Source organism: Clostridium pasteurianum, from assembly GCF_001705235.1.
Lineage (GTDB): Bacteria > Bacillota > Clostridia > Clostridiales > Clostridiaceae > Clostridium_S > Clostridium_S pasteurianum_A.
The window spans coordinates 1,465,809-1,480,893 of the sequence record NZ_MCGV01000001.1 but is presented as its reverse complement, the minus strand read 5'-3'; the positions used below and the strand labels follow the sequence as shown (position 1 = coordinate 1,480,893).

At 27.8% G+C, this 15,085-nt stretch carries 12 protein-coding genes, 1 tRNA gene and 1 other annotated feature; of the genes, 7 read left to right on the top strand and 6 right to left on the bottom strand.

Annotation, left to right across the window (positions count from 1 at the left end; all coding sequences use genetic code 11):
* Positions 1 to 687: 687 nt before the first annotated feature.
* The 6 genes from leuS to BEE63_RS06465 all read right to left on the bottom strand — a co-directional run bounded on the left by leuS (position 688) and on the right by BEE63_RS06465 (position 6,226).
* On the bottom strand, positions 688 to 3,126 hold the full coding sequence (gene leuS, locus BEE63_RS06490) for a leucine--tRNA ligase (protein WP_066020605.1): 2,439 nt from the start codon (positions 3,124 to 3,126) through the stop codon (positions 688 to 690).
* 119 nt (positions 3,127 to 3,245) lie between these two features.
* Positions 3,246 to 3,443: a binding site (T-box leader), on the bottom strand.
* 96 nt (positions 3,444 to 3,539) lie between these two features.
* Positions 3,540 to 3,616: transfer RNA gene (locus tag BEE63_RS06485), tRNA-Gln, on the bottom strand.
* Between the two features lie 68 nt (positions 3,617 to 3,684).
* The gene (locus tag BEE63_RS06480) at positions 3,685 to 4,191 is read right to left on the bottom strand and encodes a hypothetical protein (protein ID WP_066020604.1); all 507 of its coding nucleotides are present in this window, start codon (positions 4,189 to 4,191) and stop codon (positions 3,685 to 3,687) included.
* Positions 4,192 to 4,208: 17 nt separating this feature from the next.
* Positions 4,209 to 4,802, bottom strand: a complete 594-nt coding sequence (locus BEE63_RS06475; protein WP_066020603.1) for a J domain-containing protein — start codon at positions 4,800 to 4,802, stop codon at positions 4,209 to 4,211.
* A 27-nt stretch (positions 4,803 to 4,829) separates the two neighbouring features.
* Positions 4,830 to 5,681: a DUF5685 family protein gene (locus tag BEE63_RS06470; protein WP_066020602.1), complete on the bottom strand. Its 852-nt coding sequence runs from the start codon at positions 5,679 to 5,681 to the stop codon at positions 4,830 to 4,832.
* Complete coding sequence (locus BEE63_RS06465) at positions 5,681 to 6,226, bottom strand: class IV adenylate cyclase (RefSeq protein WP_066020601.1); 546 nt, start codon at positions 6,224 to 6,226, stop codon at positions 5,681 to 5,683. The genes BEE63_RS06470 and BEE63_RS06465 overlap by 1 nt, the downstream gene beginning before the upstream one ends.
* Positions 6,227 to 6,406: 180 nt before the next feature.
* On the opposite strand from BEE63_RS06465, the gene BEE63_RS06460 reads away from it, so the two are divergent.
* The 7 genes from BEE63_RS06460 to BEE63_RS06430 all read left to right on the top strand — a co-directional run bounded on the left by BEE63_RS06460 (position 6,407) and on the right by BEE63_RS06430 (position 14,965).
* The gene (locus tag BEE63_RS06460) at positions 6,407 to 7,447 is read left to right on the top strand and encodes a nucleoid-associated protein (RefSeq protein ID WP_066020600.1); all 1,041 of its coding nucleotides are present in this window, start codon (positions 6,407 to 6,409) and stop codon (positions 7,445 to 7,447) included.
* 328 nt (positions 7,448 to 7,775) lie between these two features.
* On the top strand, positions 7,776 to 8,522 hold the full coding sequence (locus BEE63_RS06455) for a LytR/AlgR family response regulator transcription factor (RefSeq protein ID WP_066020599.1): 747 nt from the start codon (positions 7,776 to 7,778) through the stop codon (positions 8,520 to 8,522).
* 922 nt (positions 8,523 to 9,444) lie between these two features.
* Positions 9,445 to 11,007 (top strand): radical SAM protein, encoded by a 1,563-nt coding sequence (locus BEE63_RS06450; RefSeq protein ID WP_081312646.1) that lies wholly within the window; start codon positions 9,445 to 9,447, stop codon positions 11,005 to 11,007.
* An 11-nt stretch (positions 11,008 to 11,018) separates the two neighbouring features.
* Positions 11,019 to 12,365 (top strand): M16 family metallopeptidase, encoded by a 1,347-nt coding sequence (locus BEE63_RS06445; protein ID WP_066020597.1) that lies wholly within the window; start codon positions 11,019 to 11,021, stop codon positions 12,363 to 12,365.
* A 91-nt stretch (positions 12,366 to 12,456) separates the two neighbouring features.
* Positions 12,457 to 12,651: a CA_C0660 family putative sactipeptide bacteriocin gene (locus tag BEE63_RS06440; protein ID WP_066020596.1), complete on the top strand. Its 195-nt coding sequence runs from the start codon at positions 12,457 to 12,459 to the stop codon at positions 12,649 to 12,651.
* 81 nt (positions 12,652 to 12,732) lie between these two features.
* Positions 12,733 to 14,577 (top strand): ABC transporter ATP-binding protein, encoded by a 1,845-nt coding sequence (locus tag BEE63_RS06435; protein WP_066020595.1) that lies wholly within the window; start codon positions 12,733 to 12,735, stop codon positions 14,575 to 14,577.
* Between the two features lie 199 nt (positions 14,578 to 14,776).
* Positions 14,777 to 14,965 carry a CA_C0660 family putative sactipeptide bacteriocin gene (locus BEE63_RS06430; protein WP_066020594.1) on the top strand — a complete coding sequence of 63 codons (189 nt, stop codon included), beginning with the start codon at positions 14,777 to 14,779 and terminating at the stop codon, positions 14,963 to 14,965.
* Positions 14,966 to 15,085 lie beyond the last annotated feature (120 nt).

Sequence of the window (15,085 nt, the reverse complement as noted above, 5' to 3'; positions counted from 1 at the left end):
AATTCCTCCGTGCCTACGGAATTTCAATAATGTGTCTTTGGTCTAAATAGATTACACTAGGTTAACAGGATAACGCGCATAAAGCAGATATAAGGTATTCTTAGTTTTTAACTGCTGCCATCACACCTACTGACAAGCGAAGCAATGTCAGCACTAAGCGTCGTACTATTAAAGAGTACTTATTAGGAGCAAAGAAAGATAATAGCTTCAGCCAAAGCCCTGTATAATAATATTCCGTAGGCACGGAGAATATTTTCTTTGGTTTACTCATGAAGTGAAATAATAGAATTTTGGGAACAATTTAAATAAAGCTCAATAAGTCTTGCTCTAAATTATAAAAGGGCTTAGAAATTTTAATTTTATCATACATTAGGTTTAGACTTTAGCACATTATCCTTATTTAACATGCATTAATTATTGATTAATGCATAAATTAGTTTAAAGTAAACTAGGTTTATGCCCAATATTCCGTAGGCACGGAGGAATATTTTCCTTGCCTTACCCATAAAGTGAAATAGCAGTGATTTGTAACGATTAAAAAAGACTCTAATAAATCTTGGTGAAAAAATCGTAAAATACTTAGAGGTTTCAATTTGTTTGAACGCTAGTGAGTTATTGAAAGCTCTTAGGATTTTACGATTTTTTTACCTTAGATTTATAGAATCTTTTTTATGTTACAAATCACTGCTATTTCACAACGATATTTACAAGACGTCCTTTTATAACTATTACTTTTACTACATTTTTTCCACTAACTGCATCTTTAATTTTTTCATCATTTAAAGCGGCAGATTTTATTTCATCCTCGCTTAAACTAGTTGAAATATTGATTTTATTTTTTATCTTTCCATTTACTTGAATAGCTATTTCAACTTCATCTTTTACAAGTGCTTTTTCATCAAATTCAGGCCATTTCTGATTAAAGATTGAATAGCCCATCTCCATTACGTTCCACTGTTCTTCAGCAAAGTGAGGTGCAAATGGTGCTATTAATTTTAATATGTCGATAGTGGCAGCTTTAAGCAATTCACTGTTTTTGTTATTTACATTTAAATATTTTGATAGTGCATTTGTGTATTCCATAAGTCTAGCTATACATGTATTGAATTGGAATTTATCCATGTCAGTTGTTATTGATTTAATTGAATGATTTCTAACATAGTTTAATTCTTTTTCATCTTTTTCCATATCAGTTTTTGTGTTTTTAGGATTGCTTATTTCCTCATGGGAAGCTTCAACCATTCTTCCGAATCTATCTACAAATTTAGCCATTGCCTTAACGCCGTCATCGCTCCATGCTCCGCCTTCAGCATAGTCGAAGCCAAACATTAAGTACATTCTAAATACATCAGAACCATATTGTTCTATAATATCATCTGGTGAAATTGTGTTTCCTTTTGATTTACTCATTTTTTGACCATCAGGTCCCAAGATTAAGCCTTGATGTCTTAGCGATAAAAATGGTTCATCAAAATTAAGATATCCCATATCTCTTAAAGCTTTTGTTATGAATCTAGCATATAGCAAATGCATACATGCATGTTCAGGACCACCTACGTATTTATCAACAGGAAGCATTTTATCTATTTTTTCCTTGTCAAAAGGTTTATCACTGTTTTTATTATCTGCATATCTTAAATAATACCATGAAGAACATACAAAGGTATCTAATGTATCTGATTCTCTTCTTGCAGGACCACCGCAGTGAGGACAAGTCGTATTCATAAATTTATCTGAAGTTGCAAGAGGTGATTTACCAGTAGGTTTAAATTCAACATCATAAGGAAGTTCCACTGGAAGATCTTTTTCAGGTACAGGAACTATTCCACATTTATCGCAGTATACTACTGGAATTGGAGCACCCCAATATCTTTGTCTTGAAACAAGCCAGTCACGAAGTCTGTAATTTACTTTCCATCTGCCAAGGTTTTCTTTAGCAAGTTTATTTACGATAGCTTCTTTTGCTTTGTTTCCTTGAAGACCATTAAATTCATCACTATTAACAAGTTTGCCATATCCGGTATAAGGAAGCTCATCTCCACCTTCAACGACTCGTATTATTGGAAGATTGTATTTAGTTGCAAAGGCAAAATCTCTGTCATCGTGAGAAGGAACAGCCATAACTGCACCAGTACCATATGTATATATTACGTAATCTGCAATCCATATAGGTACTTTTTTATTGTTTATAGGATTTATTGCATAAGATCCTGTAAATACTCCGGTTTTTTCACGTGTTAAAGACTGTCTTTCAATTTCAGATTGTTTTTGAGCTTGAATTTTGTATGCTTCAACGTTTTCTTTATATTCTGGTTTTGTAAGTTTGTCTGCAAGAGGGCTTTCTGGTGCAAGAACTACGTAAGTTACACCACATAGAGTATCTACTCTTGTAGTAAATACATCAAAGTTAATATCACTATCAGCTACCTTAAAGGTTACTTCAGCACCTTTAGATTTACCAATCCAGTGTTTTTGCATTGCTTTTGTTTTTTCAGGCCAATCTAGCTCATCTAATTTTTGTAAAAGTTCGTCAGCATAATTGGTTATCTTAAAGAACCATTGAGTTAAGTCCTTTTTAACAACTTCTGTTCCGCATCGTTCACAGCAGCCATCTACTACTTGTTCATTAGCTAATACGGTATTGCAACTAGGACACCAGTTTGCGGCAGCTTTTTTTCTATATGCAAGACCGTGTTTATATAGTTCTAGGAATAACCATTGAGTCCATTTATAATAATCGGGCATGCATGTTATTACTTCGTGATCCCAATCAAACATTGCTCCCATAGATTTTAGTTGCTTTTCCATAGTTTCAATATTTTTTAAAGTAGAATCTTTAGGATGAATTCCTGTTTTTATAGCGTAATTTTCAGCTGGAAGACCGAATGCATCAAAACCCATCGGCTGAAATACATTATAACCAGTCATTTTCTTGAATCTTGCCCATGAATCTACTGGTGCATAGTTAAACCAGTGGCCTGCATGAAGTCTCGCACCAGAAGGGTAGGAGAACATTTCTAAAACATATAGTTTTTTCTCTAAATTATTTTCATCAAACTTATAAACATTTGTTTCTTTCCATTTTTTTTGCCACTTTTTATCAATTTCTGTACTGTAAGTACTCATTTAATAAACCTCCTATAAAATAATATAACTAGAAATTTTACAGGGCATTAAGCCCATTTTAAGATTTAGATACATTTCTGACAAAATCATTTAAAATAAAAAAAGCCTTCGTCTCTTAATATTGAGACGAAAGCATTACTTCCGCGGTACCACTCAAGTTAGGAAATACCCCACTTAGAAAATTAACGGCTTTAACCGTATTTGCTTTTCTGCAAATAAGCTCCCAAGCGAGTTCACACTTTTCTATGCTGTTTTTCACCAAACAACAGCTCTCTTAAAATAGAAGAAATGCTAATATTCTTGTTCAAAGCTTTTATTTATTAAAATATAATTATAAAATATTATAGATTAATTAAAAATTATTGTCAAGTTTTAAAATAAATAAAAAGCTTCAACATTTACGTTGAAGCTTTTGGCTGCCCTAGCAGGACTCGAACCTACACAATGCCTGAACCAGAATCAGGTGCCTTACCAATTTGGCTATAGGGCAATATTAAATTGCTATACTGTTAACAGCAACAATTAATATTATAGCAATTTTTTAAAATATGTCAATGCCTATTTTAAATTTTTTATAATATGTTTATTTATATAGACTACATAAAGTGAGACTGCATAGTCATAAATTAAAAAAATAAATTCTAAGATTATAAGAATTATATATAATGGAAGATCATAGTGAGAGCCGCTTAAAAACAGAGTTTTATACACTGCATATATTATAAAAATATCCACATTAAAATAAATTAATTTGAGGAAAATTTCTACAGGTAACTTTCTTAATTTTTCTATATATAATTTTACAAAACCAAAATTTCCAAAGAGTATAATATAAATTAATACATTTTCTCTAAAACCAAGAAGCAATATACTTAAGACTGATGAAGCTGCGTAAACCATTAGTGAATTCCTTATTCCAATTGTAAGTATAGAAAGAGGAATCACGAGTGCTGCTGCTGCTAAAAATGAAAGTTTGCTAGCAGGTATAATTGTAGATAAATAAATTAGTATTACGCATATAGCTGTGTATATGCTGCCTCTTGTTAGGCTTTGAGTTTTACTCAAGATTACACCTCCTTATATTAACATCCTCCACCCATACAGTTACATAATGTATCAGCGCACCATAAACTTACACACAAGTCACAAAATGAGGAATCTCTATCGGAATAGCCACGCATATTATAAGGTCTTCTATAAGAGTTATTCATCATTTGTAAATTTTGAAGTGCAGCCATATACTCACGATTTCCTGGATTCATATTACATGCTTTTTGTATGTAATTTAAGGCATTATCGTACCAGCCTTTTCTAGCATAAACATTTCCCATTAGAAAAAACCATTCTGCATCCTGACTGTTTATGCTATTTAATTTTCTTTCAGCTGAACTTACATCACCGCGATTTAAGTCATTTCTTATAGAGTAATAATCTGCACTGCTGTTATTATTAGCATAACTACTTCCACTATTTGAATATGTGCTATTTTGAGAATTTTTTGTTAAATAATCATAGGCTTCATTTATTTCTCGCATTTTTTCTTCTGCTAGATTTTTTAAAGGATTATTTACATATTTATCTGGATGGTATTTTTTAACAAGTTCCCTGTAGGCTCTTTTTATCTCATCTTGTGATGCATTTTCATTTACACCAAGTACTTTGTATGGATTATCCATTATTATCACTCCTTAAGCACAATTGCATTATAAATTAAGATTTTTCATTTTATCCAGCAAACCATATTGAAGAATATTGAAAAGTATATCCTGATTTGTTTTGAGTGGAAGCTTATTTAAGTTGTTAAGACAATTTTGACCGCACATTGATAATATAAAAGATATTTTAGGAGATATATCCTTTACTAAATCTTCAAAAGGTTCATTATTTTTATTCATAGTTTTATTTATAGCATTAAATTTTTTCGAGTTCATATCATCTTTAAGATCATCAAAAGCATCTATTATGTATATCCACTTCCCTAAATTATACCCTAATTGATATAATATGTCCCTATAAGATTTATTATCTGCATAAGAAGAAATTATAAATCCTGTTAAATCTGAAAAGGGATGAGAAATTTCATCAATATTTAAGGGTTTACTGCTTTTTTCAAGGTGATTTAGTTCCGAAAGCCTCTTTTTAATATAATTACCATAATTTTTAAATTCACCGGGAAATTTTTTAAAGTACACTTTAAGAAGAATAGATTTTAATTTGCTCATTAAATTTTTATCATCATAAGCATCATCTACTAGTTTATAATAAACTAAGCATATATTACAAAAGGCAGCATAATCAACTGCTTTGTTACTTACTATAAAGTATTTCTTTTTAACGGGATGTGCAATGCATCTTCCCGTTAAAAAACTGCATTTTTTATCCTCAAGTGAGTCCAAAAGAACAGCCAAAAAAGTCATATCGTAATTTAATACAAGCCTAGGTAAATTTCCATAATTATTTTTTATGGATAAGCATAGACCACAGTAGTATGATTTAAATTTTTCGTAGTCTTTTATTTTTAGTTCTCCTTTTAAAGGAAGGACATATCCAAACATTATAAACCGCGAGCTCCTTTTTCACCAAGTATTTCATATATTGTTTTAGAAGTTGTATCTTTCATTGAATAGCCTAAAAGTTTAACTATTTCTTCTAGTTCATTTTCGAAAGCAGTTTCTATTTCTATGTATGGAAAAGGACAGAAGGATTTATCATTTATATCTATTTCTATGAGTGAATGTTTATACTCATAACTTTCCCTATATTTTTTTATAGTTTGATTTTTTATAAGTCCTAAAGCTTCGAAAATTTCGGATCCTTTTGAAGGACTACTTATTTCTATTTCATGTTCTTCCATTACTTTAAATTTTTCTTGGCTTAACATTTTCTTAACAGTCATATAGTAATGCATAGAATTGTCGAGCATATTTTCAACAGTTCTTATTCTTGCATAACCTTTTTCGTTTAAAAGTTTTCCGTCAGGAAAGTCATATATTTCATTTGTCTGGTTTTCTTTTTTTACATTTATTATATTTGAATTTTTTAATATAGTTCGTACTTTAGTTACGTCTATATTTATAATTCTTGTTTCAGCTTCTTTCAATGTTTTCACCCCATAAATAAAGTGGTTTATTATATATTATGTATTATATCATAATATAGGATTTTAATATTGGTAATTTTAAAGAATTTAACAGTATGTTATAATATTAATTCAAAAGGCATTATAAATTATGATGCTTAAATTATAAGATATAATTAATTATTAAAGTGGTGAGAATAATTGGAATATGTAAATGAAGTGACTATAAATGAAGCTGTTATCCATATACTAGATAATAGTTCAGATGAGGTCGTCTTTAATGAAACTAAAATGGAACTTAATGATGAAACTTATGAATATATACTGAAGCACATACAGAAATGCTTGAAGGATGAAGAACTTAAATATGCTGTTTTTAATTCTGAAGAAAATGTCATAAAAAAATTAGCTGATGATTGTTTAAATGGGAGAAATGATATAGTAAGTGTGTCAAAGGATCTAGCAGTAAAACTTTTTGACATTATGAAATTAAATGGGAGTATACCTTCCTGTGATCTTTTAACAGTATCTATATCCACAGAATATGGTAAAATGTTAGCTGTTCTAAAGATGGATTATGTGAAAAATTATACTCATAATGTTGATGTTATAGATGACAAAGTTGAAATAAATATAATACCTCAGTTTGTAGGTCTGCCTGCAAGCGGACAAAAGATACAAAAGTGTGTTTTTATAAAACCAATTAGTAAAGATAATAATTTTGATTTGATGATAATAGATAAAAGAAACAGTAAAAAAGAAGAAGACGAATATGTAGCTAATTATTTTATGGATAAATATATTGGATGCAGGATAATAGACAATGAAAGAGATTTAACTAAAAAGTTTGTTAAGTCTGCTGAAAAGTGGACTCAGAAGAATTTTAAGGATAATGCTGATGAAGCTGAAACAGTTAGAAGAACCATTAAAAAGAAACTTAAGGAAGACGATGCTATTGATATAAATGAAGTATCTAATGAAATTTTTGGAGAGAACCAAGAAGCTAAAGATGATTTTGTTACATTTATTAAAAAGCAGGGAGTAAATGACGATAAAATAGAATTAGATAAACATTGGGTAGAAAACAAAATGAAAAGAACAAGGCTAAAAATTGATAGGGACATAGATTTGTACATAAATGAAGAAACCTATAATGATTCATCGAGATTTGAAGTCAAAAGAAATGGTGATGGCACAATAAACATGATTATAAAGCAAGTAAAAAACTATGTGGAGAAGTAGAGGGTGCATTTAGAATTTTATGCGCAAATTTGATTTATTATATGGTGTTTTACATAAGGAGTTAGTGTGATTTAAAAAGAGTTTGATAATTCAAGTATTTATAATTATTATAAGTTGCTAATAAAAGAAAGAATGTAGTTTTTGGTATGGTATATATTAAAAACTACATTCTTTTTATGATCTTAGGAAACTTATGGTTTTGAAAAACGATAGAATAAATTTAAAATATAATATATTAGCATATATAGGCAAAAATTGAATAATTGTAAAATAAATGGTATAATAAGTGCAAAAAATTAATAATAAATTAAGGTTGGTGAGGGTGTTTATGGATGTTATAATTTGTGAAGACAATTATATTCAAAAAACTAAGATTGAGAATATCATTAAGGAAGAAATAAATAGATTTAATTTAGATATAAATATTACATGTAGCACATTTGATCCTAAACGCATAATTGAGTATGTATCAAGAATAGAAAATAAAAATTCTATATATTTTTTAGATGTTGAATTAAATAGTGAACTTAATGGAATTCAGCTTGCTCGTATTATCAGAAAATATGATACTAGTGGATATATTGTATTTGTTACAGCTCATGCAGAACTAGTTATGTTAACTTTTAAATATAAGGTAAGAGCAATGGATTATATATTTAAGTTTGATGCTAAAAATTTAGAACCTAAAATTTGTGAATGTTTATTAGAGGCATATAATAATTATAAAAATAGTGAAAATACTAAAAAAAAGTATGCTTTCGTAGATGTTGGAAGCAAAGTTGTTAAATTAAATTTTAATAAAATCCTATTTTTTGAAACAAATAAGAATCACAGGATTAAAATTCATACTTTTGATGGAGAGATTGAATTTTACTCATCATTAAGAGAGATAGAAAAATTAATACCGATATATTTTTATAGGGTACATAGATCATATATTGTAAATATAAGAAATATAAAATCAATCGATAAAAATAAATTTATAATAAATATGGTAAATGGGGAGAGGTGCTATGTTTCAAGGAGATATATGAAAGACTTATTAAGTACTATACGAAATAGTGAGTGCAATTAATTAATAATTAAAATCATGTGTACTTAGTTTAGATTAAATAAGTTGATTATTTTATTAAATATACTATATAGACATATATAATACAATACTATTCTAAAAATTGTCAATAGTTGTAAAAAATAATTCATAATAAACCTAATTATCCTTTGTACAGAGTAGTTTACTTGTAATAAGTTGACGGGTAAAGCCCCTTATATTATTTGTGATGTAAATTAATATTCTTAATGCCTCAGTATATTTAAAACACGTAGATTTGTCTAATGCTAATGCCATGATTTACTGATTGTAGTATATTTACTATCCTATTTATTATCATATGCTTTTATTTTGTACCATAGATAAATATATCATTTCACAGTACTTCTCCAATTTCATAAAAAAAATTTGAAATTGGAGCTATGATTGTTTTTGCACATGGTGCAAGGTGAAGACTGCGAAATCTTGCAAAAGTAGAATGATCTGATACCGAGATTTGTAGTTTTATACAAATTTTAAGACGTACCCAATAATTAGATTATTTATCCGCTTTATAAAGTTACTATTAAATTGTTTAGGGTCATCAATACTAAAACTTATTTTCGATTTCTGCCCTGATATGTTATGAATCCAAAATTATTTAGTAATGTGTTATTTTTAACAATGATAATTTATTTTTACTTATTTATACCTTAATTTTACTTAAATAGCATAAAAGTTTACTTATAAGTAATATAATACAAAAAAGGTATTTATAGGTCAAATAAGCGTAATATTAAGGAAAACCTATTGAAATAAATATTGTCTAATACTATTATATTAGTAAAGGGTTAACCCAGTAAAAACCATATTAAGCATTTAATTGAATAAATAGGCGGAAATAATTTTGTAAAGTAATTAAAAATAAAAAGTATAAAGAAACTTCAAGGAGGAATGAAATTTGGAAATGAAGATGGAATGTTCACTCAGCAAAGAGGATGAGTATATTGAATATTTTAAAAAAAATACGAATAGTCCAAGAGTATTAGCCAAGCTTTTTAAAACAGATTCACTTTGTTATATTTATGATACTGGAACTAGTAAAGTTTTAAATTGCAGCGAACTTGAATATAAAATTTTGAAAAAAATCATAACAGGGAAAATAGATGAAATAGCAAATTTAAAGAATGAAATTAACGAAGAAGAATATTTTGAGGCAATGGCAAATATAAAGGATTCTATAGAACAAGAAGATATTTTAAAAGGCGGTAATGAATTTAAGTTTGTGTCACCAGGTCATTTTGAAGAATTAGATGATGAGTTAGATAATAAGGTAAGACAAATTGTATTAGAGTTAACAGGTAAGTGCAATTTAAGATGTTCGTATTGTATTTATTCTAATGATTATACAGAAAGAAGAAATTTTAACGAAAACGACATGACGGAAGATGTTGCTAAGAGGGCAATTGATTATATTAATTTACATGGAGATAAAGAAAAAGGTGTTGCTGTAACGTTCTATGGAGGAGAAGCACTTATAAAATTTGATTTGCTGAAAAAGTGTGTAGATTATGCAAGAAAAACAATTACAGATAAAGAAGTTACCTTTTCAGTTACAAGCAATTTAACATTAATGACAAAAGAAATAGCTGAATATATAGCATCTGTAAAAGGATTTAGTTTAACTGCTAGTATAGATGGACCTCAAGAAATTCATGATAGTTCAAGAAGAGATATTAATGGTAAGGGAAGCTTTGAGAGAGCAATAAGAGGTTTAAGGTATGTAGTAGATGCGTTTGGTGAGGATACAGAAAATAGATTAACGTTAAGCATGGTTTTTAATAGGCCATTTTCATTTGAGAAAATTAAAAAAATAGATAACTTTTTTAAAAGTTTGGATTGGTTGCCTGAAAAAATCAATAAAAATGTAACATACCCAACTGTAAGTGATGTTAATTATGATGAAGTTGAGAAAATGATTGAAAAAACTGGAGGCGTTACTGACTATTTGAGGATTTGGTCAGCAGAAACGTATTTAAATAAAGTGAAAAATTCAGAAGATAAGGAGTTTTTCTTAAGAGGAGCTGTTGAATCACCATTCATAAGAATTCATAATAGACCAATATTGATAAAGCATATTAAGGATAATAATTTAAATGCATGTTGTATTCCTGGTGGAAGAAAGATATATGTTTCCACAAATGGGGATTTTTTAGTGTGTGAGAGGATTGACGGGTCACCAGTAATAGGGAATGTATATGATGGAATAAATAAGAAAAAAATAAAAGAGTTATTAGTGGAAGATTATGCAAATAAATCGATAAATGATTGTAAAAATTGTTGGGCATCTAGACTGTGCCAAATATGTTATGCTATGAGTTTTAAGGATCAAAAAGTTAATATGAGGAAGAAAAGATACTATTGTAACTTTGTTAGAGAGAATATGGAAAAATATTTGATATTATATCATAAATGTTTAGAAATTAACCCCAAGGAATTAGAATATTTAAATAAAATTAAAGTGGAGTAGTAATTATTATTATGAGATTAAATAATGATTTAAATTATAATAAAGTAGATCAATTAGAATCAGGAACTTTGAGAAATGGTATTAAATATTATATATATAATAATGATGTTAAAGAAAAATTAGTAAGAGTATCGTTAGTGGTTAAAGTAGGATCCTTAATGGAAAAGAGCAGCAAAAATGGAATAGCTCATTTTGTTGAACATATGTGTATTTATAATAGTGATTTTGCATTTAAAAATAAATCAAATAAAAATAATTTAATGTTAGGTTATACTGATTTTGAAGAAACAGTTTATTTTTTGAATTGTGAAGTGGATGCAATTGAAGATGTTTTAAATAATTTTAAGAACATATTAAATGGACGTAATATTGTGAGGACAAGCATGAATTCAATAAAAGAAGAATTGAAAATGGAAATAATTAATGAAAGCAAAACATCAAAAATTAAATTACAGCAAGCTATTTTACCTGAACTAATTAGAGTTGAAGATATAAAAGATAAACTGCCTTTAGGAAATTTAGAATGCATTCTTAATTTGAGTTTTGAAGAAGTACAAAGGTTTCATAATAATTTGTACAAGCCAGAAAATAGTGCTGTTTTCATAGTAGGTTCAATTGAAAAATACAAAGTTAAAAAATTATTAGAGAAAATATTTTTAACTATTGAAGGATGTGATTTAAATTATTTAAAACCAACAGTTAAGCACAGTATAAGTTCAAAAAAAGTATTACTGAACATTGTTGATAATATTAATTATGATGAAATGCAGTTATATTATTTAAAACCAAACTTGAATTATAAATCCATGGAAGATTTAAAGTTAAAAATAATAAATTATTTTGCTTTGATATTGATTGAAGAATATATTGAAGAAGCATTAAGAAATAACAAAGTGGATTTTAGTAATTTAAAATTTGTTTCAGAAATGTTGTTAAGTGAATTGAATTTTAATATTTTAGAATTAAAAGTTAAACAAGGTATTCTTGAGAAAGCTAAGCATGTACTTAATATTATAAGAAAACTAAAACTTTATGGAATTTCAGAAAAACAATTTACAGAATATAAAGAAAATTTTTTATATGAGCTAACAGAATATTATAGTAATAATAAAGTGGCTAGTAATAAAATTATAACTAAAGAATGTATAAATAATTATTTATATAATGAGCCATTAATTTCTGTTAAGCATGAATATGATTTATGTTGTTCTATTATTAAAAAAATATCATTTAGGGATTTCAATATTATCATAGAAAAGACTTTAAAAAATGAGAATATGCTAATATCACTAAATTGTAAAGAAGGTTTATCTAAAGATAAAGATGAACTTGATAGAATATTCAGATTAAATTGCTAATAAAATTAATCTTTCTAAAGGCGCCTAATGTACATAAGGGGAGATTGATATTTATTATAAATTATTAAAAGAAAATGGGGAGGAAAAAATTATGAAATTAGTAAATCCAGCAGGAAGAGATATTACAACATTTTCAACAGAGGTAAACCGTTGTGCATGTATGTGCGCAGGTTCATGGTCATCAGGATATAACAGAGCAGATGATGTAACATGTGGATGCAACTGCCACTGGTATAGCAGTGATAATGAAAATGCAAATTTAAACTCAGCTAATGCTGCTGTATAAAAATTAGTATAAGGTATCTCGCATAATTTTTATTATGCGAGAAATCTTATTTTTTGTTGTATGGGAAGGAATGCTAATAACATGGTAAAAATTAAAAAATATATTAATAAAACAAAAAAGGTAGTTATATTTATATTAAAAACAATAAAATTATTATGGGATAGTTCAAAGATAAGCTTAATAATTACACTTTTAGTTGCTATTATTAATGGTGTAACTAGTCCTTTAAATTTAATAATTTCTAAATATTTGATTGATAGTGTTGTTACAGTTTTAGGTAATCCCAATAATCACAAATATTATAATGTAGTATTTTTGTGGTTAGGTGTAGAGTTTGCAGTTGCTATTTTCTCTCAATTAGTTCAGAGAGTAAATACATATTACTCAACAATTCAAGTAAAAATTGTAAATAACCACATAGTGAAACTTTTGTTGAAAAAATCAAATGAATTAGATCTTTCTTTTTTTGAAAATAGTGAGTTCTATAATAAAATTGAAAAAGCAAATAATCAATCAGCATATTCTGCAATGGCGATTATAAATGAATTAATGGAAGTTGTAAAGAGTTTCACCACTTTGGTAGGGTCTATAGCAATTGTAATTCAATTAAGCCCTATTATGCTGATTTTGTGTATAGTAACATCTGTTCCTATATTTTTCTTAAATGTAAAAATATCTCGATTTAGATATAATGTTTATAGTTCGAGAATAGAAAAAACTAGATTTGCACAAAATCTTCAGAAACTAATGCTCCACTATAATAGTGTTAAAGAAATAAAATTAAGTAGACTAAACAAATATTTTGAAAAACTGATCTTGTCTATATATAAGGGGAATATTGATAAGGATAAATCTGTTGAGAAACAGAGACTTGGGTATTTAGGTGTTGCTGATTGTTTAAGTGTGCTTATTTCGTATGGTTATAAGATCTATATAATAATTACTACTATTACTAGAAGATTAACTATAGGATCAATGAATATGTATATGTCTGCAGTAACTAGTGTAGATAATTCAATTAAAAGTACTTTAGATAATGTGGCAGAGTTGTATTCAAATAATCTTTATGTAGAAAATTTGTTTTATGTATTAGATTTAAAACCAATAATAGTAGAAAAAAAAGAAGCAAAAACGTTTAAGAACAATATAGAAGATGGTATCGAATTTAAGAACGTATCTTTTAAGTATCCTGGTACAGATAAATATGTGCTGAAAAATGTTAATTTTAAAATAAAGGCAAATCAAAATTGTGCGCTTGTTGGACTAAATGGATGTGGTAAAACAACAGTTATTAAACTTTTATCAAGGCTGTATGAACCAACAGAAGGTGAAATATGTATTGATGGAATAAATATTAAGGAATTTAGCCTACAGTCATTATATAAATGTATAAATGTAGTATTTCAAGATTTTATGAAATATCCATTTACAGTTAAAGAAAATATAGGGTTTGGAAATATAGACGAACTTAATAATATGGAAAAAATAGAGTGTGCAGCTAAAAAATCAAACGCTTATAATTTTATTCAATTATTAAAAAATAAATTTGATACAAAGTTGGAAAAATTATGGTCAAATGGAGTGGAATTATCACTAGGTCAATGGCAAAAACTAGCAATAAGTAGGGCGTTTATGAGTGATTCAGCACTATTAATTTTAGATGAGCCAACAGCTTCGGTTGATGCTGAAACAGAGTATGAATTGTTTAAAAATTTCAAAGAATTAATAGGAGATAGAACTAGCATATTAATATCTCATAGATTCTCTACAGTTAAAATGGCTGATTTGATAATAGTGTTAAATGAAGGTACAGTTGTTGAGCAAGGAACTCATAATAGTTTAATGTTAAAAAATGGACTTTATTCAAAGTTATATAATATGCAAGCAAAAGGATATTTGGACAATTCTGTTGATATAGTTAGTTAAGGTGAAATTTGATTTAATAATATTTGATTGTTGAAGATGATAAAGAGTTAAGTGGGGCATTAGTTAGAATGTTAACAGATAGAACAGATACTGAAAATAAGATACTTGGGTTAAATAGTGGTGCAGATGACTATTCATAATGTACATAAGGGGAAATTGATATTTATTATAAATTATTAAAAGAAAATGGGTGAAAATTATGAAATTAGTAAATCCAGCAGGAAGAGATATTACAACATTTTCAACAGAGGTAAATCGTTGTGCATGTACGTGTGCAGGTACATGGGCATCACAATCGGTTTCGGGAGATGATGGAACATGTAACTGCCACTGGTATAGTTCTGATAATCTAAATGTAAATTTAAACACAGTTATTTTTGGTGTATAAAAATTAGTGTAAGGTATCTCACATGATTTTTATTATGCGAGAAATCCTTTTTTTATTGCGTGGGAGGAAAATACTAACTTGATTTAATAATATTTATTTGGTATAATTATACACAAAAGA